This window comes from Marmoricola sp. OAE513 (assembly GCF_040546585.1).
In the GTDB taxonomy this organism is placed as follows: Bacteria; Actinomycetota; Actinomycetes; order Propionibacteriales; family Nocardioidaceae; genus Marmoricola.
Map to the genome: position 1 here is coordinate 218,999 of NZ_JBEPOC010000001.1, position 22,423 is coordinate 241,421.

Here is a 22,423-nt window from a genome sequence, read left to right on the forward strand (position 1 = left end):
GCCTGGTCGACCAGCGGGAGGACCAGTCGGTCGACTACATCGTCGCCTGGTCGCTCGCCCGCAGCGATTGCGCGACGGAGTTCGATGCGGGCTTGGTCGACGGCGGGTATCGCTGGCCGGTGCCCGGATCCGGGTAGCTCGATGGCGGTGCTGGCGAAGCCGAGTGCGGCGCAGTGTCGGGCTCAGGCCTCGAGGCGGGGGTACAACGCGTCCAGTCCGCCCGGGTGGCCCAGGAGGATGAGTGGAACTGGTGCAGTCTGCGTGGCTGCTGGCGGCGTCCACAGGATGCCAGCGGTGCCATCGAGGAGGAAATGACGCTCGCGGATGCCGTTGTCGAGAAGCCGCTCTGAGGTCGGTTGCATGGTCGTGCCTTTCGGGAGTGCTCGGGTACGGCGCTCCCGGACTGCTCTAGCGTCCGGCCACGATCCCTGAGGGGAGCGCCCATGTCGATGCGTTCACGGGTTCCACCTCCTCATCTCCAGGTCTGGCATCCGCACGGTAGCCGTGAGCCCTCCCGCTTGCCTACCGATTTCCAGGCAGCTTCCGAGTCTGCTGCGTGGGTGCGCCGCGGCTTGTCGCGCGGGGCTCGCGGGCGGCGGCCCCTGGCCTCGAAGCTCGGGGACCCGGCGCCAGGCGCTGGGTCCCCGAGGGTGAGACGACTCCTGCGACGGCGTGACCAGCACTCGTCGGGAGAGCGGCTTCTTCAGGTGCGGTTCTGTGCGGGCATGAGGAGCGGGACGCCGAAGCGGTTGAACGCGTTGATGAGGGCGGTCTGGACGACTAGGGCTCCGAGTTCCTCGTCGGTGAAGGCTTCGCGTACTGCGGTCCAGATCTCGTCGCTGACTCCGTGTTCGGTCAGGGTGGTTGCTGCTTCGGCGTAGTCGAGGGCAGCGCGCTCGGTCGGGGTGAAGAGGGCGGATTCGCGCCAGGCCACGAGCTGGTAGAGCCGGTCGGGGGCCTCGCCGGCCTTGAGCGCGTCGTGGGTGTGCAGGTCGATGCAGTGGACGCACTGGTTGATCTGGGAGACCCGGAGCTTGATGAGTTCGAGGATGGTCTGGTCGAGGGGTGACTCGTGAAGGGCCTGGTCGGCGGCGAAGAGCGCTTTCGCGGCCTTGGGTGCGGCTGCGGTCAGGTTGAGACGGGGCTGATGGGTGGTCATGGTTCTCCTTGTGCGACTTCTGCTTGATGGGTGAGCTGTGGTTATCGGGCTCGCGTGTTCGACCGAGCTGCGGTCTCGGGTGTGAGGGTGGGGTTGATCACTCCGGATAGGTCGTGGACAGCCACTGGCTGAACGTGGTGGTGCCGTGGTCGGCGTCCGGGCTGCTGGTGAGGCTTCCGTTGCGCATGGCGCGTCCGAGGGTTCCGGGCAGCGGGATCTCGATCACCTTGTCGGGCTTGCCGGAGGCTCGGGCGTACGCGCGGACCATGTCGGCCAGGACCTCGCGTCGTGGTCCGCCCAGGTCCTTCACGCGTCCCGCTGGCTTGCCTGCGGCCAAGTCCAGGAGGCGTGCGGCCACCTCGGCTGCGGCGACGGGTTCGGAGGACATCTTCGGGACGACCACGAACGGCCCGAGGGTGACCGCACCGTAGATCTGGTTGGCGAACTCGTGGAACTGCGTTGCCCGCAGGAGCGTCCACGGGACCGGTGAGGACGCGAGGAGCTCTTCCTGGAGGATCTTTCCGGCGTAGTAGCCCGTGGGCGCCCGGTCGCTGCCGACGACCGAGAGCGCTACGTGATGCGGCACCCCTGCCTGGGCCTCAGCATCGAGGAGGTTGCGCGTGACCGTGCCGAAGAACTCGCGCGACTGCCGGCTCTTCTGCACCATCTGGGACGCGACGTCGATCACGACCTGGACACCCGCGAGGGCGCCGTCGAGGCCGGAGCCGGCGATCAGGTCGACGCCATCGGCACGGGACAACGAGACGACCTCATGGCCCCGCTGGCGGGCTTGCTCGACGACGTGACGACCAACGGTCCCCGTGCCACCCGCCACGGCAACCCTGAGGCGGCCCCTGCTCGACTGTTCTTTGTAAGTGCTCATGCCTGCTCGACCGAGCATCACCGCGGAGTGTGAGGTTCAATCCCCCTCGGGCAGGTCCTCGATGCCCGTCCACGTCTCGAGCTTTCCCGGGTTGAGGACGAGCCAGACGTTGCTGATCCTCCCGGCAGCGACGCGGAAGGTCGCGACGCCAGCAACCGCTGCGCCTCGGCGGAGCACCATCCGGGTCTCGCCATGTGCGTCTTCCAACGACGCCTCAATCTCGGGCCACTTGATGAAGATGCCGGCGAGGAACCGCGCGACGCGGTCTGCTCCACAGACCGGGTTCAACGCGGCGCTGACCTGGCCCCCGCCGTCAGCAACGACGACCGCTTCGGGGTCGAGCTTCTCGACGAGCGTGGCAACGTCCCCGGAACGACACGCTGCGAAGAACGACTCGACCACCTGCCGCTGCTGGAGTGGGGTCACGTCTCGACGCCGTTCCTCGTCGATGTGTCGGCGCGCGGTGGAGGCAAGCTTCCGCACCGCTTGGGGAGTCCTCCCGACCATGTCCGCGATCTCACTGAACTGGTAGCCGAAGACATCGTGCAGGACGAGCGCAACCCGCTCGGCCGGCGTCAGCGCGTCGAGCAGGACCATCAACGCCATCGTGACGTCATCGGCCACCGCAGCCTGCTCAGCAGGGTCCGCACCTGCGGCCCGGGAAGGTGCCGCGAGGACAGACCCCGCTGCCAACGGCTCGGGGAGCCACTCGCCCACATAGGACTCACGCCGGTGCCGAGCCGACCCCAGGACGTTCAGGCACACACGCGACATCGCCGTGGTCAGCCAAGCCGCCGGGTTCCGCACCTCAGCACGTTCATGCTCGGTCTGCCGGTACCAGCGCACATAGGTCTCCTGGACCGCGTCCTCGGCCTCCGAACGACTCCCGAGCATCCGGTACCCGATCGCCAACAGGCGCGCCCGCTCCGTCAGAAGCGTCGCCGCGTCACCTTCGGCCACGTGCGCATCGTTCACGGCTCCCATCCTTCCTGAAGGTCCACGAGAACGACCGAACAGAGCGATGGAATGTGACGCGCACCGGTCAGGTCGCGTGCCCGACGTCGAGATGTCCGGACTTGCCGTGACCCACGTCGTCCTCACGCAGGACGACGGAGGTGGATCACGGCTCCAGCTCTGCCCAGAGTTGCCCGTGAGGGCGATGACCGCGGTCGAGCCTGGTCGCTGCATCCCTGACCACCCAGCCGGCTTGCCCGAGCACGTCGGCCAGGGAGCTCTCGGTCCAGAAGTAGGCCGTGGCGACCGCATGATCGAAGGCGACGCGTGGAGTGCCCTCGAAGTAGCCCAGCAGGAGCGAACAGCCCGGTGACGACGCGCGCGCAAACTCGCCAAGGGCCACTGAGAGCTCGTCAGGCTCCATGTGGATGAGCGAGAACCACGCGAGAATGCCCGAGACGACCCCGCCGGCGAGCGGAAGCGCGGTGAGGTCCCCCACGACGAAGCGGGCGTTAGGGAATCGGCGTCGAGCTGAGGCGATCATGACCGGCGAAGCATCGACCCCAAGGACGTCGCCTCGGGTCGCCTCTGCCATGAATGCAGACCAGTGACCCGGTCCGCATCCCGCATCGAGCACGAGGCCTGCGATATCCCGGCTCCACGACTCGATAGATCCGCGATCGAGCGGCGACAACTGATCAATTGAGCCGAACAACTCGATGTACTCGTCTGCTCGGCCGTCGTAGGCCGTCGCAATCCTTGCACCAGACATTTGCCGAGCGTACGCAGTCAAGCCATCGAGTCAGGTGACATCCGGGCCGGAGGCGATGGTTGCGCGAATCGGTGAACATCGAACTGTTCACGTCGGTGAACAGTTGACGCGGGATCGGTCAGCGTTGGTCAAGGAGCATGCCGAGTAGCAGCACGAACGGATCGTCGGAGAGAACCTTGTCGGCAGCGTCGTCGCCGGTGATCTGGATGGCCATGGGTCAAGGATGCCGCACGCCTGTGGATCGCGACCGACCCGGCGGCCCGCGATGTCCCACCCTGTCCCGGTGACCGAACCTCGCAGAGTCATCGCCGACCGAGCGCTCGCCCGCGCGGCAGCCGCGTTCCGCCGCGAGTGCCGGGGGCGGCGTACGCACCCCACGACGGTGCGGGTGGGCACGTTGGGCGGAGCACACCTGCAGATCCCGCACGACCCGGACCTGGACGGCCCGATGTGCACCGACCTCCTGGAGATGGCGCTCGAGGGTCTCGACCTGACCGTGACCGACTGCTGGATGACCCGCCCGGGGGAGCTCGCCCCCGGGGATGCCGACTTCGCGTGGTGCACCTCGGCCCGGACGGCGTACGGGCGCTTCGACCACCGTCTGACCCGGTTCCTGGTGATCACCCGAACCGGGTGGTTCGACCTGCTGGCCTGAGCAGATCGGTCTTACCAGGTGTGCACCGGCTCGTTGCTGTGCATCCGCTCGCGGTACTCCAGCAACGTCTGCCGCAGGGCTTCGGCACGATCGACCCCACCGCCCTGACGCGCGTGCACCTGGTCGCGGAACCAGGTCGCGCCGTTCTGACCGGCCAGGCACCGGGCCTCGATCACACCCAGCAACCGGTCGGACTCCTGCGCGGAGACGCCCCAGCCCTCCAACCCCTGGCGCGCCAGGGGCAGAAGCCGTCGCAGGGTCAGCTCGGTGGCGGCCACCTGTCCCACGCCCGGCCAGTAGACCTGCGCGTCGATGCCGTCGCGAGCGGCGATGTGGAAGTTCTCCTCGGCCGCCGAGAAGGACATCTGCGACCACAGCGGTCGCTCGTTCTCGGCCAGTGCACGGGTCAGGCCGAAGTAGAAGGCGGCGTTCGCCATCGTGTCGAGGACCGTGGGGCCGGCGGCCAGGATCCTGTTCTCCACCCGCAGGTGCGGGCGTCCGTCGACGACGTCGTAGATCGGCCGGTTCCAGCGGTACACCGTGCCGTTGTGCAGCCGCAGCTCGGGCAGCATCGGGGTGCCACCGGCCTCCAGGACCGCGAGCGGGTCCTCCTCCTCGGTGATCGGCAGCAGCGCCGGGAAGTAGCGGACGTTCTCCTCGAACAGGTCGAAGACCGAGGTGATCCAGCGCTCGCCGAACCACACCCGCGGGCGCACCCCCTGCTCCTTCAGCTCCTCGCTGCGGGTGTCGGTGGCCTGCTCGAAGAGCGGGATCCGGGTCTCGCTCCACAGCTCGGAGCCCAGCAGGTACGGCGAGTTGGCCGCGAGCGCGAGCTGCACGCCGGCGATGGCCTGCGAGGCGTTCCAGTACGCCGCGAAGTCCTCCGGACTGACCTGCACGTGCAGCTGGGTGCTCGTGCACGCCGCCTCCGGCATGATCGAGTCGGCCCGCGCCGCGAGCTTCTCGACTCCGTTGATCGTGATCGCGATGTCCTCGCCGCGGGCGTGCAGGATCTGGTCGCTGAGCAGCTGGTAGCGCGGGTTCGGGCTGATCGTGCTCGGGCTGAGGTGCCCCGGCTTCAGGGTCGGCAGGATCCCGATCATCACCAGGTGCGCCCCGACCGCCGCGGAGCGCGACTCGGCGTCGTTGAGGCTGGCGCGCAGGTCCGCCTCGAAGCCAGCGAGACCGTCGCCCGCCAGCGTCCGCGGCTTCACGTTGATCTCGAGGTTGAACTGACCGAGCTCGGTCTGGAAGAGCGGGTTGGCTATCGCGGCCAGAGCCTCGGCGTTCTTCAGCGCCGGCTCCCCCAGCTCGTCGACGAGGTTGAACTCGATCTCCAGTCCCGTCATCGGGTCGACCGAGTCGAACTGGGCCTGGCGCAGCATCAGCGCGAGCACGTCCAGGCACTGCCGGACCTTCTCCCGGTGCTTGGTCCGGTCAGCACGGCTGAACTCCTGGTGGTCCACGTCCTGGCCCATGCACCGACCCTAGGGGGCAACTGGTCACAGAACTAGGAGGCGGACTAGGAGGCGGACTAGGAGGCGGCCGAGCCCCGGGCCGCAAGGCTGCGGAACAGCGGCAGCTCCTCGGCCGGCACCGGGGCCCAGACCGCGGGTGGCACCGCGGACTCCAGCAGCGCAACCACGTGCTCGGCCAGCTTGTCCTCCGGGTCCACCGCCAGGCACCGGTCCAAGGCGCACCAGGCCAGCGCACCGTCCCCGGCCAGCCAGGCGGCGAGGCCCAGCAGGCCGCCGACCCCGGGGCGCAGCTCCTCGGGTGCCCGTCGGAGCAGACCGCGCAGCAGCTCGACGTACCCCTCGGCGTTCTGCCGGTGGAGCTGTGACCAGGCGACCTCGCGCAGCGCGTCGAAGGACAGCAGGATCAGCAGCTTGCCGGCCTCGTCCGCCGTCACCGGGGACCGCGAGTCGGCGAGCTCCGCCAGCACCTCCTGGAGCCAGCGCGCGTGGGCGCCGATCACCTCGGTGACCGACTCCCCCGTCGTTCCGCTGGCCAGCAGCTCGTCGGTGAAGTCGTTGGCCGCCTTCTCGATCGCGGCGGTGTCGTTGGTGTCCAGGGAGACCAGGGTGTCGGCCAACGCCTCCCTGCTCTCCATCACCACCCGCCCGCGCAGCACCCCCGCTGCGGTCAGCGGGTGGGACCCGAGGTCGAAGGGCGTCCCGGGGTCGTCCTGGTTCCCCACCCGGAAGAAGTGCTCGCCGTCGACCCGGAGCACGTCCACCACGGTGACGTCGTCGTGGATCAGCCCCGGTACCAGCAGGTCCGCGAAGCTGGAGGCCGCCGCGTCGTCGTCGGTGTAGAGGACCAGCGCCACCCGCGGCACCTCGTGGCGCCGGGCGACCTCGCGCAGCATGCCCGCGACGGCGCGCTGCTCGTGCTCGACGACAGGCAGGTCGACCCTTGCTTGGAAGGACGAGCGGCCCTCGGTCGGCCCGGGCGCTCCGAAGGTCAGCATCACGACGGAGTCCTCAGGGTGGAAGCCGATCACGATCGGCACGAGGGCGAGCAGGTCGACGGGGGTGCGTGCGGTGTAGGTGTCCATGCCGCGACCCTCACGGGACCCACGGACGACCCGGCCCGAACCGCGAGCGGCATGTGGAGCGCCCCCGGGTGACGACCCCTGTGGACGTCGGCGCTTCCCCCTACGATCGACAGATGCGTTCCGACCCGTCGATCCTGCACATCGACCTGGACGCGTTCTTCGCCGCCGTCGAGCAGCGCGACAAGCCGTCGCTGCGGGGTAAGCCGGTGGTGGTCGGCGGGATCGGCGGACGCGGGGTCGTCGCAACGGCGTCGTACGAGGCCCGCGCGTTCGGCGTGCACTCGGCGATGCCGACCGCCGAGGCGAGACGGCGCTGCCCGAACGCCGCGTTCCTGGCGGGTCGGTTCCACGCCTACCGGGAGACCAGCCAGATCGTGATGTCCCTGCTGCGCGAGATCAGCCCGCTGGTTGAACCGCTCTCCTTCGACGAGGCGTTCGTCGACCTGGCCGCTTCCGACCTGACCGACCTCTCGGTCACGGCCGTCAGCGCCTTCGGCCTCGACCTGAAGGAACGGCTTGCCGACGCGACCGGCGGTCTGACCTCCTCGGTCGGGATCGGCACCTCGAAGTTCATCGCCAAGATCGCCAGCGAGCTCGACAAGCCGAACGGCATGGTCGTGATCGCGCCCGGCATGGAGCAGGACCTGCTCCGCCCCATGCAGGTCACCGTCATCCCCGGCGTCGGGCCGGCGACGGCGGAGAACCTGCGACGGATCGGCGTGCACACCGTGGCAGAGCTGGAGTCGATCAGCATCGAGGAGCTGGTTCGGGTCATCGGGAAGGCTCAGGGCACCAACCTCTACCACCTCGCCCGCGCCACCGACGACCGACCGGTGGTCGCCGAGCGCGAGGCCAAGTCGATCAGCGTCGAGGACACCTACGAGACCGATCACGTGGACCGCCGCATCCTCGACGCCCTGGTCGAGCGGCAGTCGGTCAAGGTGACCGAGCGCCTGCGCAAGGCACGGATGTCCGGACGCACCGTCACCCTGAAGGTCCGGCTGCACGACTTCTCCACCCACACCCGGTCCGCGACGCTGCCCGGCCCGACCGACGACGCCAGGACCGTCAACAGGGTCGCCAAGTCCCTGCTCGCCGAGCTCGACACCTCGGGCGGCGTCCGTCTGCTCGGGGTCGGCGTCTCGGGTCTGGCGGACTGGATCCAGGACGACCTCTTCACCGGCACCGAGGACGTCCCCGACGAGGAGCTGGACGACGACACCGAGACCGCGCTCGCCGCTCTCGCCCCGCGGCGCTACTGGCTGCCGGGCCTCGACGTGGTCCATGAGGAGCACGGCCAGGGATGGGTCTGGGGGTCGGGCCGCGGGGTCGTGACGGTTCGCTTCGAGACCGCCACCTCCGGGCCGGGACGCGTGCTCAGCTTCGCGGCGGACGACCCGGCTCTGCGCGCGCTGCAGCCCGCACCCGAAGAGTGAGCCGGTCCCCCGGCCGCGCCTGGGCGCAGGCCGCAAGGTCCTCGGCCCGTACGACCCCGACGACCGGGTAGCCGCCGGTGGTCGGGTGGTCGGCCAGGAAGATGACGGGTTGCCCGTTCGGGGGCACCTGCACGGCGCCCAGCACCATCGGCTCGGTGGGCAGCTCACCGGCGCGGACCCGCTGGATCGCCGTACCGGCCAGGCGCAGGCCGATCCGGTTGGACTCCGCAGCGACCGTGTACGTCGCGCCCTCGAGGGCGGCGACCGCCTCCGGGTGGAACCAGTCGTCGCGCGGCCCGAGGTCCAGGGTCAGCACGCTGCGCGCCGACGTGCGCGCCACCTCGACGGCAGGGGCCGTCGTACCGGGCTCTCCGAGAGGCAGGAGGTCCCCCACCGCGACGCGTGCCGGACCGAGCCCGGAGAGCAGGTCGGTCGAGCGCGACCCGAGCACGGGCTCGACGGCGACACCACCCGCGAGGCCGACGTACGAGCGCAGCCCGGAGGTGGCGGCGCCGACCTCGACGCTCGATCCAGCCGGCACCGAGACCGCTGTCCCCCAGCCCACGTCGCGACCGTCGACCCGGACGGGGCACGACGCCCCCGTGACGGCGACCCGCAGTGCTGCGGAGACGCGGAACCGCACGCCCGTCAGCGTGGTCTCCAGCCCCGCAGCCGCCTCCGGGTTCCCCACCAGCCGGTTCGCCAGACGGAGGGCCGGTACGTCGAGCGCGCCCGACCGGGGAACGCCGAGGTGCGCGTGCCCGGGCCGCCCCAGGTCCTGGATGGTCGTCAGAGCGCCGGCGTCGAGGATCTCCAGCGAGCGGGCGTTCTCAGCCATCGACGAACCTCACCCGCGTCCCGGGGGTCAGCAGCGCCGGCTGGTCCGCGTCGGGTCGCCACAGCGTCGCGGTGGTCGTGCCGATCAGCTGCCACCCGCCGGGCGAGGAGCTCGGGTAGACACCGGTGTACGCGCCCGCCAGACCGACCGACCCAGGCCGGACCGAGGCCCTCGGCTCGCTCCGACGCGCCACGTCCAGGCCGTCGGGCAGACCCGAGCAGTAGGCGAAGCCGGGCGCGAATCCGCAGAACGTGACCACGAACGTCGTACGCCGGTGCAGCGCCACCACTTCGGCGGTGGTCACGTCCCACTGACGGGCGACCTCGTCGAGGTCAGGGCCGTCGTACGACGTGGGCAGCTGGACGACCAAGCCCTCGGGGTGGCCGACGTGAGCAGACTCCTCGGCGAGAGGCGCAGTCAGACCTGCCAGGAGGGTCAGCGCTGCGGCCACGTCCGCCAGGCCGTCGAGCAGCACCGAGCGCGCCGCCGGCACGACGTCGGTCGCCCCGAGCTCACCGGCCCGGGCGAGCACCATCGCGTACGTCGCCGCCACCTGCGCGTCCGAGGCGCACTCGACCAGCAGCGCGTGCTGCCCTACGCGGAGTGCCTCCATGTCAGGAGTCTGCCGCACAGGGTCGTCCACATGTGCCGCAGCCCGAATCGGCTCGCATTTCGGGTGCTATTTCGGGCGCATTCTTCGGGTCGCGAAAGAATGCACTCCAAAATGGGCGTAGGGCCCGTGAAAGTATGAGTTTCACGGGCCCTACAGGTGGACCGGCGGTGATGCTCCTGTCCTGAACCTGCCTTCATCTCCGGCCCTGAATCCCTTCATCACCCAGGGATTTCCGACGAGTTGCCTCGCCGGGCGAGTCCGAATCTTCCAGCTGATCCCCGCTGCCCTTGCGGGCCGCGGTAAGAGATTTCTACGTGACCAGCAGCACACGCGCAAGGGGTTTCGACAACATTTCTCGAGAGATTTTTCGTGTCGCCAAGTTGTCCACAACAGACGTATTCACATCCACAGATTCAGGTGCTTTTCCACAGGTCGACCCACAGGCACCTGTGGAGAACTAGGACGACGGTGACCGCGGTCTGACGTCGTAGCCAGCTCCGCCGAGCGCCCGTCGTACGGCCCACGCCGTGGCCACGGCACCCGGTGAGTCACCGTGGACGCACACCGTGCGCAGTCGCGGGTCGGCCGCCAGCCGGACGGCGTTCGCAGCCACGTCGGCCGCCTCCTCCACGAGGGCGCCCGGCTGGTCGCGCGGCAGCAGGCGGCCGTCGTCGGTGTAGCCGCGGTCGGGAAACCCCTCCCCGACCGCATCACGTCCGGCCGCGACCGCCAGGCCGAGGACCACCGAGCCGGGAAGTCCGAGCACCGGCAGGTCACCGCTGCCGGCAAGGACCGCCGCAGCCTGTTCTGCGTCGTCCGCGATCCGGTTGTAGAGAGCACCGTGCGCCTTCACGTAGCTGACCCGGGTCCCGGCCGCCGTCGCGATCCGTCCCAGGACCTCGACCTGCTCCGCGACCCACTGCGTGAGCAGACCGGTCTCCACGTCCATCCGGCGGCGGCCGAAGCCCTCCCGGTCGGCGTAGGAGACCTGGGCTCCCACGGCGATCCCGTCGGCAGCCGCCCGTTCGCAGACCTCGCGCATCACGCGCTCGTCCCCCGCGTGGAACCCGCACGCGACGTTGGCGCTGGTGACCACCTCCAGCAGTCCGACGTCGTCGGTCACGCCCTCGCCGAGGTCGGCGTTCAGGTCGATCCGGGGCCTCCCCGGAGGCGATTCGTCGTGCACGGGTCCAGTCTGGGGCAGCCGCGGCTCCGAATGGTCACTGAGAAGTGTCTGAGAACGCGTAATCCTGGCAACTTCGGGCACTTCTCAGACGTCGTACATCTCGTAGGGCATCAACCGGGAGGGAATCCCCCACCCGGGCCAAGCGTTGAAACAGTCGGAGCCAGCACCCCAGGCCCCACTGCAGGAAAGGGAGGGCCACCGTGACCGTACGTCGCACCGAACGTGAGATCGAAGGCCGTGACAGCGTCGGGCTGTACCTCGACGAGATCGCACGGACGCCGCTGCTCGACGCCATCACCGAGGTCGAGCTGTCCAAGACCATCGAGGCCGGCCTGATGGCCGCCGCTCTGCTCGAGGAGGGTCGGGTCGGACGCCGCAAGGGCGGTGCCCCCGGCTTCGCCACGCAGGCCGAGCTCGAGTGGATGGTCGAGGAGGGCGAGCGGGCCGTGCAGCAGTTCATCAACGCGAACCTGCGCCTGGTCGTCTCGATCGCCCGCAAGTACGGCCGCAGCGCGATGCCGATGCTCGACCTGATCCAGGAGGGCAACACCGGCCTGATCCGCGCCGTCGAGAAGTTCGACTACGCGAAGGGCTACAAGTTCTCCACCTACGCCACCTGGTGGGTCCGTCAGGCGATCACGCGCGGGATCGCCCAGCAGGCACGCGTCGTCCGGCTCCCGGTGCACGTGGTCGAGGAGCTCAACCAGGTCTCCTCCGCCCGCCGCACCCTGGAACGCCAGCTGGGCCGCGAGCCCGACCCGAGCGAGATCGCCACCGAGCTCGGCCTCGACCTCGACCGGGTCCTCGACCTGATCGCCTGGGGTCGCGACCACGTCAGCCTCGACACCCCGCTCGACGTCGACGGCGACACCTCCCTGGGCGACCTGATCGCGCAGGAGAGCTCTCCGGGCCCGGACCTGACCGTGCTCGACACCGAGGCCCGCGACCGGCTCAACACGCTGGTCGAGAACCTCGACGAGCGGTCCGCCGACATCATCCGGTCGCGCTACGGCCTGGTCGACGGTCGGCAGCACAAGCTCGCCGACATCGGCACCAAGCACGGCATCTCCGCCGAGCGGGTCCGCCAGCTGGAGCGGGAGGCGATCGCCAAGCTGCGGCGCCTCGCCGACCCGGACCTGGCGGCCTGAGGGTTCACGCAACCCACCACGGCCCGGTCGCGGGGTTAGGGGATTACCCGCGACCGCCCAGCACCTCGAAGACCTCCGTCACCCGGCGACGGAGGTCTTCGAGTGTCCCGGTGTTCTCGATGACGTGGGACGCGATCGCCAGCCGGTCCTCCCGGCTCGCCTGGGCTGCCATCCGGGATCGTGCCTCGTCCTCGGTCCACCCCCGGTCGCGCACCATCCGCTCCACCTGGAGCTCGGCCGGTACGTCGACCACGACGACCGCGTCGAAGGTGTCGGCGCGACCGCTCTCGGCCAGCAGCGGGATGTCGTGGACGACCAGGGAGCCCTCCGGGGCGTTCGCCTCGAGGTCGATGATCCGCTCGAACACCAACGGGTGCACGATCGCCTCGAGCCGTTTGCGCGCGGCGGCGTCACCGAACACCAGCGCACCCATGGCGGGGCGGTCCAGGTCGCCGTCGGGGGTCAGGATGCCCTCCCCGAACTCGGCGACCACGGCCGCCAACCCGGGGGTGCCCTTCTGGACCACCTCGCGGGCCAGGACGTCTCCGTCGATGATCACTGCGCCCAGCTCGGCGAGGATCGCCGAGACGGTGCTCTTGCCCGAGGCGATGCCGCCGGTCAGGCCTACTCGTGTCGTCACAGGGCGAGGCTACGCGCACGAGCGGAGCAGCGAAGAGCCTGCTCCGTCGTCCGCGGGGCGAGAAGCGTTGAGCGTGTCAGGACGCCAGGACGAACTCGGCATCGACGGAAGCTCCCACCTCGATGTTCTTGGGCACCAGAACGCGTTCGCCCGATGAAGTCGCGTCCTCGGCACCACCCACCGAGCCGAGCAGCTCGAGGTGTCGATCCGGTCCGTTCTGGGTGAGCGCGGGAAACCCGAGCCCTGGGTCCGAGATCGCGCGCACCTGAACCTGTCCCAGGTCGAGCGCGTCGGCGTAGTCCTGGGCACGTTTGCGCGCATCCCGGACGGCACGCTGGCGCGCCTTCACCTCGACGGCCTCCCGCTTCTTGGACGTCAGCGTCCAGTCGACCCAGCCGACGCTGAAGCCGAGGACCTCCGAACCCGCGGTCACCCAGGAAGACAGCTCGTCGAAGTCGGAGAACTTCACCTCGAGACTGACGCTCGACTGGTGCACCTCGGCCATGTCGTTGCCGTTCCGGTCCCGCGGGATCCAGGCCCGGGTGCTCACCTGATCGACGGAGTACCAGGTGATCGGCCCCGAGCGCTTGTCGTGGAGGTCTTGCACCGAAGCGACCACGTCGCGCAGCGAGGCGGTGACGGCGCGCATGACCTCGACCGGGTCAGGGCCTTGCAGGCTGATCTCGCAGTGCACGGTCCCGCGTTCTGCCGGGTAGGAGCTGGTGTGCGAGCCGCGTACGCGGACGTTGATGGGTTCCATGAGCGGACGCTAGGACGCACCCCCGACAGACGTGCGCGAGAATCGAGGGGTGTCGACGGAGCGCTTGAACCCCGGGGACCGGGTCGCCCTCCTCGTCCCGGGCTCGCCCACGTACGTCGACGTGGTGATCTCCCTGCTGGCGCGCGGCGTCGTACCGATCCCGCTGGACCCGCGGTTGACGGAGGTCGAGCGGACCCAGATCCTCGCCGACCTGACCCCGTCCCTCGTCGTGACCAGCGCCGACGAGCTCGTCGCGCTCGACCACGGGTGGCAGCCCGGCGACCTACCGCAGGCCCGCCCGATGCACGTCACCAGCGGCACCACGGGCACGCCCAAGGGCGTCTGGAGCGGAGTGCTCTCCCCCACCTCGGCGGCCGCCCTGGTCGCTGAGGAGCGCGACCTCTGGGGGTTCGCCGCGAACGACGTGAACCTCGTGCTCAGCCCGCTCTACCACTCGGCGCCACTCCGGTTCGCGGTCGGCACGCTGCTCGCCGGCGGTCGGCTGGTCATCCCGGGCGCGTTCGACCCGGAGACCGTCACCGCCGCGATCCGGACCGAACGCCCCACCACGATGTTCTGCGTGCCGGCGCACCTGCAGCGGCTCTTCACGTACTGGGACGAGACGGGCTGGCCGGACCTGACCTGCTTCCGGCTCGTCGCCCATGCCGGCGCTCCGTGCCCCGACCACCTCAAGCGGCGTCTCATCGAGGCGTTCCCCCCTGGTTCGACCTGGGAGTTCTACGGGTCCACCGAGGGTCAGTTCACCGCCTGCGCGAGCGAGGAGTGGGAGCAGCACCTTGGCACGGTCGGACGTGCCCGCCCGGGGCGCCGCCTCAGTGTCGACGACGACGGCCTGATCTGGTGCTCGGTCCCCGAGCACGCCCGGTTCACCTACTTCAACGCTCCCGAGAAGACGGCGGCGGCCTGGCAGGGCGACAGCTTCACCGTCGGCGACCTCGGAAGGCTCGACGAGGACGGCTACCTCTACCTCGAGGGCCGCCGCGAGGACCTCGTGATCAGCGGAGGAGTCAACGTCTACCCGGCCGAGGTCGAGAACGCGTTGGCCGAGCACCCCGGCGTCACCGACGTCGCCGTGTACGGGATACCGGACGACGACTGGGGTCAGCGGGTCTGCGCGGCGTACGTCGGGACCGCGACGCCCGCCGAGCTGGACGTCTGGGCCCGCGGACGGCTCGCCCCTCCGAAGCGCCCGAAGGACTACCGCGTCGTCGCGGAGATCCCCCGCACGCTCACCGGCAAGATCCTCCGCCGCCACCTGCGATAGTCCCCGGGGTCAGGCGGTCTGCTCGTCGTCGGAGCACTGGAAGGACACCCGGTAGCCCTGCGGGCTGATTCCGCGCGCACGGGTGAAGTGCTGGCGCATGGTCGCCGAGTTGCCGAACCCGACCTCACCGGCGATCCACTCGATCGAGGCGTCGCTGGCCTCGAGCAGGTGCTCGGCAGCCTGGACCCGCTGGTTGGTCACCCACGCGTGCGGAGTTGCCCCGGTCTCGGCCCGGAATCGGCGGGCGAAGGTCCTCGGCGACATCAGTGCGCGCTGGGCAAGCGCCTCGACGCTGTGGTCCTCCCCCAGATTCTCGGCAATCCAGGAGAGCAGCGGCCCGAGCGTCTCGGCCGCGCAGTCCGGGACCGGGCGGGCGATGAACTGCGCCTGCCCGCCTTCGCGCGGCGGCGGCACGACCATGCGCCGCGCCACGATCGAGGCGATCTTGCTGCCGTACTCCTTGCGCCACAGGTGCAGGCAGGCGTCCAGACCGGCCGCGGAGCCGGCGGAGGTGATGATCGGGTCCGCATCGACGTAGAGGACCTCGGGGATCACGTTGGCGAGCGGGAACTCGGCCTGCATCCGCTCGGCGTGCATCCAGTGGGTGGTGCAGTCGCGACCGTCGAGCAGGCCAGCCTCTCCCAGGACGAACGAGCCCGAGCAGACCGAGAGGACGCGGCCGCCGCGGCCCACGGTGTCGCGCAGCACCTGCAGGACGTCCTCGCCCATGGCGCCGACGCCCTTGACCGCCGGCACGCAGACCAGGTCCGCCTCGGCGGCGCGACTCAGGTCGTGCTCGACGTGCAGGTCGAAGCCCATGCTGGTCGAGACGCGTGGCTTCGGCGCGCAGAGAGCGAAATCGATGGCCGGGACGCCGTCCTCGGTGCGGTCGATCCCCCAGGCCTCGCAGACGACTCCGAGCTCGAAGGGGGCGATCCCGTCGAAAGCGATCGCAGCGACGTTCTTCAGCATGCTCACCACTGTCGCACGAACTTGGCAGAATATCGAGGCAACCTGTCATATCTGCCACTGTTGGCAGGATTCGTTGTGGCGCAGGATTACTGCCATGAACGAGATCCTGAGCAACGCCATCGCCCTGTCCGCCCTGGTGGCCGGCTTCGCCGGCCTGGTCGCCTGGGTCCGCAACGACACCTTCACCGGTCGTTCGTACAAGAAGCCGACCGACGACGGCGACGTCGACACGGTCGTCCCCGACCGCCGGACCACCACGGTCCGCAAGCCTGCTCCGGCCCGCACAGCGCGCGCCGGTGCCCTGACCGCCGCCTGAGCCCTACCGGACCTTGATCCGGGAGCCTGCGGAGACGTGGCCCTGGACGAGCTGGTGGAAGGGCTGGATCCGGAACTCGTAGGTCCGGCCCTTCACCAGCTTGCGAGTCTTGTAGGTCCGCGCCGACGTCGAGGTCAGCACGTGCCACGGGCCTGAGCCGACGCGGTACTGGACGTCGTACTGGGTGGCCCCACCGGGGTTCTTCCAGGTGACCTTGATCCGGTGCTTCGCCAGCCGGGTCAGCTTCGGTCGCGCCGGCGCAGCGACGACGACACCGCCGGCCTTGGCGGTCCGGGTGACGCTGTAGTCCCCCGCCATCGGCGTCTCGGCCCGGACGAGGAACTCGTAGGCCTGACCGGCCATCAGGTTCTTGATCTGGGCCGAGGTCCCCTTGAGCGAGATGAACGCGTAGTTCTTCGTCCCCGCCGTGCGCCACGCGAGCCGGTAGCCGGTGGCGCCGGGCAGGGCGTTCCACCTCAGGTTCACCAGGTGGTAGCCCGCCGTGGTGGAGAGGTTCTGGACCTTGCCGAGCTTGGTGGGCGCCGTCGTCGGCGTAGGCGTGGGAGTCGGGGTGAGCGTGGGAGTAGGAGTCACCGTCGCCGTCGGGGTCGCCGTCGCCGTCGGGGTCGCCGTCGGCATCACCGTCGGGGTCGTCGTCGCGCCCCCGACGGTGATGCTCACGATGTTCGAGAAGACGTCGGCCAGCTGGTAGTACTCCGTGGCCCTCGCGTAGATCTCGTAGGTATGGCCCGCTGCTACCGCCGCGCCGCTTCTGCACTGCGTCATGCCTGTCGAGGTGACGCGACCTCCGGCAGTCCACGTCAGGGTCGCTGCTTGGGTCCAGACCTGGCTGAAGGAGGGCTCTCGGCAGTAGAAGACCATGCCCATCGCCCCCGGCGGGTTGTTCCAGGTCAGCGTGAGCTTCCCGTTCACCCCGGTGACCCCCAGCGTCGGGGCGACCTGCGGGCCCAGCAGCGGGAGCGTCTGCGCCAGGTCCGGAGCGTCGCCGATCCCGATGCCGTGGAACGCCTCCTCCATCCCTTGCGCGATGTGCACCTCGCCGTGCGAGTTCGGGTGCGAGCCGTCGTAGGTGTCGCTGAAGCCGAGCCAGTACTTGTTCACGTCGGCGAGAACGACTCTGAGTCCGTCCGCCGCCCACTGCGCGACGGCAGTCTTGAGCGCGGTGTTGAAGACCGGCGCGTTCTTGACCAGCGCCTTGTTCCACTGCTGCGCCGTGTTCGGGATCGCTGCCCAGTTCACCGTGGCCAGGACGACGGTGGCGTTCGGGTTGACCGCGAGGACCTGCTCGACGAACAGCTTCGCGTTCGCGACGACCGTCGCCGGGGTGTCGCCCGCGCCGTCGGGTGCGTTCTTGTTGATCAGATCGTTGTAGCCGTAGTACTCGACCACGACGTCCGGGCGGTACGCCGTGACCGCCGCCGAGACGTTCGAGCTGCTTCCGCCTGCCACCTGGGTAGACAACTTGGCTCCACCCCGGGCGTAGTGGTCCCAGTCGAACCCGCACACGGCGTACTCGTGGTTGTCCGCGGCCTGGGTGTACCGGTCGAGCAGGTCGTTGAAACCACCGACGAAGTCGAAGCCGACCCCGGAGTCGCGCAGGTGCTTGTCGAAGAAGTAGCGCCACGTGTAGTCGCCGGAGAACCCGTTCGTCATGGAGTCACCGGTGAGCATGATCCGCTTCGGGTTCGTCGCCGGGTCAGGCGTCGCGGCCGGCGCGCACGTCTGCGGAGCAGGGTCCGCGGACGCGCCGCCGGCGGAACTGATTCCGGCCGTCAGCACAGCCCCGAGCAGCACGCTGAGAACGCATGCAGACGCGGAGCGGAGGGATGCCACGGCGGCAGCCTAGGCACCCGACATGTCCGATTCGAAATCCTCGCGGACAACCGGTCCCGGTTGGTCCTGATAAGTCGGATTCCGCAGGTAGACCGGTCTACTTGGCCTTGCGCTTGACCGTCGCCGACCACGGACCGGCGGCAGCACCGTCGAACGCCCGCACCCGGAACTCGTAGGCCTTGCCCTTGACCAGCTTGCCGGTCTTGTAGGACCGGGCCGTCGAGGAGAAGTAGGTCTTCCACGACCCACCGACGGGACGCCGCTGCACCTGGTACTTGCTCGCGTGCGCGACCGCCGCCCAGGCGACCTTGATCTTGTGGGTCGTGGTGGCGGTCGTCCTCGGGGACGGCTTCGCCAGCGCGTAGGGCAGCGGGGCGCGGTTCAGCTTCACGAACAGCGGGCCACCCTCTCCGTCGCTGCCGAACGCTTGGACCCGGAACCCGTAGGTGCGCCCGGCTGCCAGACCGCTGATGTTGTACGCGTGCACGTTCGCCGCGACCATCTTCCCGTACGTGTTCGGGTCACCGGCGGCCTGCCAGGTGAAGTAGTAGCTCACCGCTCCCGGAGCGGTCCCCCACCTGAGGGCCATCCCGTGCACCGTCGGCGTCGCGCTGAACGAGGACACGGCGCCCGCCTTGCCGGGGTTGGCCGTTGTCGTGGTGGTCGGCGTCGGAGTCGGCGTGACCGTCACCGTCGGAGTCGGTGTCGTGGTCACCGTCGGCGTCGTGGTGGGGGTCGTCGTCGGCGGCGTGGTGGGGGTGGCCGTCGGCGTCGTCGGCGTACCCGTGGGCGGCAGGGTCGCCCCCGACGGGACCGTGACTACGTTCGAGGTGATGCTCGTCGAGTACTGGACGTACGGCGGCGCGATGAACGCCGGGTTGTTCGTCCCGATCGACGTCCAGATCGTCGTGCCCTTCGCCGAGATGATCCGGTACTGGTAGACGTGCCCAGGCGTGTACGTGGTGTCCGCGAACGTGCTGACGTACGGCGGTCCGGACGCGCCGGCCTTGACGTCGATCACCGGCGTGAACGTCGTCCAGCCCGTGCCCGCGGTGTAGTCGTTGCGCTGGACCGCCGAGACCGTCGAGCCCGGCGGCAACGTCCACGACAGGTTCGCAGTCCCCCCGTTGATCGTCGGCTGGGCGAGCACGGCCGGCGCGTGCGGTCCGACGTACGCCGCGTAGTTCGGCAGCGGTCGCGCGGCTGCCGTACCGACCCCGACCTTCTCGAGAGCGTCGGCGACGTCCGCAGCGATGGTGACCTCACCCTGCGGGTTCGGGTGGATCCGGTCGTACGTCAGGGCGGCGGTGGCCCAGCCGGTGGCCGTGGTGGCGACGGCGACCTTGCTGCTCGCGGTCGACCAACCGGGCGCCTGCGCCTTGAGCTTGGTGTTGTACTCGCCGACCTTCGCGACCGAACCGTCCTCCGGTGCGGTGACGAGGACGACCTTGATCGCAGCGTTCGCCTTCTGCGCCTCGACGACCATGGTCTGCGTGCGGGCAAGCACCTGGTCGGCCGTCGCGGTGTCGGCGCCCGTCTTGCTCAGGTCCTGGGCGCCGACGAAGGCGACCAGCACGTTGGCACCGTTGTCCTTAGTCAGGTTGCGGATGACCGTGGCCTGGACCAGCGGGTTCCCGGTGAGCGTCTGGGCGGCGGTGTAGTTCGTGATCGAGGCGCCCGGGATCGCAGCGTTCTGCTTGTCGAAGTCGCAGTTGTAGTCGTCGCTGGTGCGCGCGTACGGGCTGACCGGCTGCACGAGGTTCGAGTACGGGCCCACGAAGTCGTACGCCGCCGGCGCCGGGCTAGCGACCCCGTTCGGGTTCACCAGGTGCTTCCAGAGGAAGTACCGCCAGGTGTAGTCACCGGCGGACGCACTGGTGATCGAGTCACCCGCGATCATGATCTTTGTCGCGCCGCTCGCCACGCTCGCGGGCTTGGCCACGCACAGCGGGTCGCCGGGGATCGCCGCGGTCGCAGTGCTGCGCATCGTGACCAGCACCGCCGCTACCAGTGCAGAGAGAACCAACGCCGCGAGGGCCCGCCCGAGTGTCTTCCTGTTTCCCACCGCGTCAGCCTAAGCGGGACTTTCGTCCCGTGTGGCTATTTGGTCCTGATCCTCGAGGACGGCGAGACCTTGCCTGCCACGGAGTGGTCGTAGGGCACGTACCGGAACTCGTACTTCTTCTTCGTGGTGAGCTTGCCGGTCGTGTAGGCCGTGCCCGTGAGGTAGCCCGTGCTCTTCCACGCGCCGGTCCCCTTGCGGTACTGCAGGACGTACCGGTTGGCACCGGGGACCTTGCCCCAGGTGACCTTGACCTTCGAGCCCGCGAGCGCCTTCAGGGTCGGCTTGAGCGCCTGGCCGATGACGTTCGCCTTCGGGACCGCGAACTTGCCCGCGCTGTGGCTGCTGAGCGAGCTGCCGGCCTGGGCCTGGAGCACGAACTCGTACTTCGTGGCCGGAAGTAGGCCGCTGACCGTCCGCGTCGTGCCGGCTGCGTAGCTGGAGAAGCTCCAACCTCCCGAGCCGATCCGCCACGCGACGCGGTACGCCGTCGCACCGGGCACCGCCGACCAGGACAGCGTCGCCGCGTGCACGCCGGGCGTCGCGCTGCTCAGCACGGGCGTCTCGAGCTTCGGCGCCGCGCTCTTCTCGGCGCTCCAGTCCCCGGTCGTCCCGTTCGCGACGGCTTGCACCTGGAATCCGTAGCTCTGCCCCGGGGCCAGCCCGGAGATCGTCCGACTGGTCCCGTTGACGGTATCCGTTGTGTAGCTGCCGGACCCGGCAACCCGCCACCGGACGTTGTAGGTGCTGTCGGCGCCGGGGACCGCGGGCCAGGAGACAGTGACTCCCCCGACGACGGGCGCGGGCGTGTTCAGCACCGGGGCAGCCGGCTTCGGGGTGGCGAGCTGCTCGTCGCTCCAGGCGCTCGCGGCGCCGTCCCGCAGTGCTCGGACCTGGAACCCGTAGCTCTGCCCCGGGTCCAGTCCGGCAATGGTCTTCGACGTAGCGCTGACCGCGACGGTGGTGGAGGTGCCCGCCCCGGCGAGCCGCGAACGAACCTCGTAGGTCGCCCCCGAGACCGCCGACCACGACAGCGCGACCGCGTTGGCGCCGGCCGTCGGCGCGTTGAGCACCGGCACGCTCAGCGGGGCCGGCGGGGTGCCGGGCATGGTGAAGGAGTACGCCGCCTCGCTCAGGCTCGCCGAGGCCGGATCCTCTCCCGGCTTCACCGCCCACAGGTCAGTGGCGACCGCCGTTCCCTTTTCCGAGTGCAGATCGATGTCGTAGGAGTGCCCGGCCTGAAGCGTGGTGATCTTGTACGACGTGCAGGGCGACGACTGCTGGCAGCCACCGATGCCGTAGAAGTCCGCCGGAACCCAGCTCAGGTCCTTGACCACGAACCAGCTCCCGACGACACCGTTGGACGTGTCGCGCGCCATCACCTGGACCCCGCTCCCGCCCACCGGCAGGGTCCAGGAGAGGTCGACCGCGGAACCGTTGAGCGATGCCGCGAAGTTCGTGACCGGTTTGCGGAGACCGACCTTGTACGCGGGGTCGAGATCGACTCCCGCGTCAGGGGTCACTCCGAGTGCGTGGAGTGCGTCCGTCAGACCCTTGGCGATCAGCTGTTCGCCGATGACGTTCGGGTGGATCTGGTCCCAGGTGTAGGCGGTCGTGCCCCAGTTCGACATGACGTTCGCGAGCGCGATCGGACTCTGCGGGGTCGACCACTGGGGAACCGCGGCAGCGAGCATGGTGTTGTACTGCGCGTACTTGTCGTTGGCGCCCGTGGCGGTCGGGACGGTTGCGAGCACGATCTTGACGTCCGGGTTGCCCAGTCGTGCGTTCGCGACGTACTGCTGAGCCTGCGCGAGGGTTTGCTGGGGCGTCGCGCCCTTGTAGAGGTCGTTCGCCCCGACGACGGCGATCGCTACCTGGACCCCCCGGGTCTCGACCTCGTAGCGGATCCAGGGCTTGTTCCCGGTGTTGCTGCTGGAAACGTTGAAGTCAGCCAGCTTGCCGCCCGGGTACGCGGTGTAGTCGAGATCGAACGCGGTGTCGACGTACTCGCAGAACGGCCAGGTCGACTTGTTCGGGTCGATCAGCCAGTTGTTGTTGCCGACGAGGTCGACGTCCACCCCGGCAGCGACGAGCTGCTTGTAGAGGAAGTACCGGTACGTCCAGTCCCCTCGGGACCCGTGCGTGACCGAGTCGCCGCTGAGGAGGATCTTCGTCGCGCCGGCTCCCGGGGTCACCGACGAGGCGCACGGCTTCTCCTCCGCCGCGCGGGCACTGGTGGAGCTGAGCGCGAGCAGGGCGGCGGTCAGGACCGACACAAGACCGACCCCGATGACGGTGCGAGCGCGAGGCCGCGCTGGCGTGTTTCCCCC

20 protein-coding genes are annotated in these 22,423 nt (G+C 69.5%); 5 read left to right on the plus strand and 15 right to left on the minus strand.

Going from position 1 to position 22,423, the window contains the following annotated elements; translation table 11 throughout:
* Positions 1-703: 703 nt before the first annotated feature.
* The 4 genes from ABIE44_RS01090 to ABIE44_RS01105 all read right to left on the minus strand — a co-directional run bounded on the left by ABIE44_RS01090 (position 704) and on the right by ABIE44_RS01105 (position 3,768).
* Positions 704-1,159, minus strand: coding sequence for a carboxymuconolactone decarboxylase family protein (locus ABIE44_RS01090; RefSeq protein WP_209713443.1), 456 nt, complete (start codon positions 1,157-1,159; stop codon positions 704-706).
* 97 nt (positions 1,160-1,256) lie between these two features.
* Positions 1,257-2,060: an SDR family oxidoreductase gene (locus tag ABIE44_RS01095; protein ID WP_354437737.1), complete on the minus strand. Its 804-nt coding sequence runs from the start codon at positions 2,058-2,060 to the stop codon at positions 1,257-1,259.
* Between the two features lie 18 nt (positions 2,061-2,078).
* Entirely contained in the window at positions 2,079-3,017 is a 939-nt protein-coding gene (gene sigJ, locus ABIE44_RS01100) for an RNA polymerase sigma factor SigJ (RefSeq protein WP_354437738.1), read from the minus strand.
* 145 nt (positions 3,018-3,162) lie between these two features.
* Positions 3,163-3,768, minus strand: a complete 606-nt coding sequence (locus tag ABIE44_RS01105) for a class I SAM-dependent methyltransferase (RefSeq protein WP_209713437.1) — start codon at positions 3,766-3,768, stop codon at positions 3,163-3,165.
* Between the two features lie 283 nt (positions 3,769-4,051).
* Here ABIE44_RS01105 and ABIE44_RS01110 point away from each other — a divergent pair, with 283 nt between their 5' ends.
* On the plus strand, positions 4,052-4,423 hold the full coding sequence (locus tag ABIE44_RS01110) for a hypothetical protein (protein ID WP_209713435.1): 372 nt from the start codon (positions 4,052-4,054) through the stop codon (positions 4,421-4,423).
* An 11-nt stretch (positions 4,424-4,434) separates the two neighbouring features.
* Here the strand turns inward: ABIE44_RS01110 and ABIE44_RS01115 are convergent, their stop codons facing one another.
* Positions 4,435-5,901, minus strand: coding sequence for a glutamate-cysteine ligase family protein (locus tag ABIE44_RS01115; RefSeq protein ID WP_209713433.1), 1,467 nt, complete (start codon positions 5,899-5,901; stop codon positions 4,435-4,437).
* A 56-nt stretch (positions 5,902-5,957) separates the two neighbouring features.
* Positions 5,958-6,983, minus strand: a complete 1,026-nt coding sequence (locus ABIE44_RS01120; RefSeq protein WP_209713432.1) for a DUF4192 domain-containing protein — start codon at positions 6,981-6,983, stop codon at positions 5,958-5,960.
* A gap of 113 nt (positions 6,984-7,096) precedes the next feature.
* Here ABIE44_RS01120 and ABIE44_RS01125 point away from each other — a divergent pair, with 113 nt between their 5' ends.
* Positions 7,097-8,419, plus strand: coding sequence for a DNA polymerase IV (locus ABIE44_RS01125; protein WP_209713430.1), 1,323 nt, complete (start codon positions 7,097-7,099; stop codon positions 8,417-8,419).
* On the opposite strand, the gene ABIE44_RS01130 is transcribed toward ABIE44_RS01125, so the two are convergent.
* From ABIE44_RS01130 to ABIE44_RS01140, 3 genes are all read right to left on the minus strand, one after another.
* Positions 8,361-9,257 carry a 5-oxoprolinase subunit C family protein gene (locus ABIE44_RS01130; RefSeq protein WP_209713428.1) on the minus strand — a complete coding sequence of 299 codons (897 nt, stop codon included), beginning with the start codon at positions 9,255-9,257 and terminating at the stop codon, positions 8,361-8,363. The two genes, ABIE44_RS01125 and ABIE44_RS01130, sit on opposite strands and share 59 nt — an antisense overlap.
* A complete protein-coding gene (locus tag ABIE44_RS01135) occupies positions 9,250-9,870 on the minus strand; it encodes a 5-oxoprolinase subunit B family protein (protein ID WP_209713426.1) in 621 nt (206 codons plus the stop codon). The genes ABIE44_RS01130 and ABIE44_RS01135 overlap by 8 nt, the downstream gene beginning before the upstream one ends.
* Positions 9,871-10,327: 457 nt before the next feature.
* On the minus strand, positions 10,328-11,056 hold the full coding sequence (locus ABIE44_RS01140; protein WP_354437739.1) for a LamB/YcsF family protein: 729 nt from the start codon (positions 11,054-11,056) through the stop codon (positions 10,328-10,330).
* 200 nt (positions 11,057-11,256) lie between these two features.
* Between ABIE44_RS01140 and ABIE44_RS01145 the strand changes: the two genes are divergently transcribed.
* On the plus strand, positions 11,257-12,204 hold the full coding sequence (locus ABIE44_RS01145) for a sigma-70 family RNA polymerase sigma factor (RefSeq protein ID WP_209713424.1): 948 nt from the start codon (positions 11,257-11,259) through the stop codon (positions 12,202-12,204).
* Positions 12,205-12,247: 43 nt separating this feature from the next.
* Here ABIE44_RS01145 and coaE read toward each other — a convergent pair whose 3' ends face one another.
* Together coaE and ABIE44_RS01155 are read right to left on the minus strand one after the other, a co-directional pair.
* Positions 12,248-12,844, minus strand: a complete 597-nt coding sequence (gene coaE / locus ABIE44_RS01150; protein WP_209713422.1) for a dephospho-CoA kinase — start codon at positions 12,842-12,844, stop codon at positions 12,248-12,250.
* A gap of 76 nt (positions 12,845-12,920) precedes the next feature.
* A complete protein-coding gene (locus ABIE44_RS01155) occupies positions 12,921-13,604 on the minus strand; it encodes an SIMPL domain-containing protein (RefSeq protein ID WP_209713420.1) in 684 nt (227 codons plus the stop codon).
* Positions 13,605-13,653: 49 nt separating this feature from the next.
* Between ABIE44_RS01155 and ABIE44_RS01160 the strand changes: the two genes are divergently transcribed.
* Positions 13,654-14,889, plus strand: coding sequence for a class I adenylate-forming enzyme family protein (locus ABIE44_RS01160; RefSeq protein WP_209713418.1), 1,236 nt, complete (start codon positions 13,654-13,656; stop codon positions 14,887-14,889).
* Positions 14,890-14,898: 9 nt separating this feature from the next.
* Here ABIE44_RS01160 and ABIE44_RS01165 read toward each other — a convergent pair whose 3' ends face one another.
* Positions 14,899-15,861, minus strand: a complete 963-nt coding sequence (locus ABIE44_RS01165) for a GlxA family transcriptional regulator (RefSeq protein WP_354437740.1) — start codon at positions 15,859-15,861, stop codon at positions 14,899-14,901.
* Between the two features lie 94 nt (positions 15,862-15,955).
* Between ABIE44_RS01165 and ABIE44_RS01170 the strand changes: the two genes are divergently transcribed.
* Complete coding sequence (locus ABIE44_RS01170; protein ID WP_209713414.1) at positions 15,956-16,177, plus strand: hypothetical protein; 222 nt, start codon at positions 15,956-15,958, stop codon at positions 16,175-16,177.
* A gap of 3 nt (positions 16,178-16,180) precedes the next feature.
* Here ABIE44_RS01170 and ABIE44_RS01175 read toward each other — a convergent pair whose 3' ends face one another.
* The 3 genes from ABIE44_RS01175 to ABIE44_RS01185 form a co-directional block, all read right to left on the minus strand.
* A complete protein-coding gene (locus tag ABIE44_RS01175; protein ID WP_209713412.1) occupies positions 16,181-18,031 on the minus strand; it encodes a fibronectin type III domain-containing protein in 1,851 nt (616 codons plus the stop codon).
* A gap of 97 nt (positions 18,032-18,128) precedes the next feature.
* Positions 18,129-20,096, minus strand: a complete 1,968-nt coding sequence (locus tag ABIE44_RS01180; protein WP_209713410.1) for a fibronectin type III domain-containing protein — start codon at positions 20,094-20,096, stop codon at positions 18,129-18,131.
* A gap of 35 nt (positions 20,097-20,131) precedes the next feature.
* Entirely contained in the window at positions 20,132-22,369 is a 2,238-nt protein-coding gene (locus ABIE44_RS01185) for a fibronectin type III domain-containing protein (RefSeq protein ID WP_209713408.1), read from the minus strand.
* Positions 22,370-22,423: the final 54 nt, after the last annotated feature.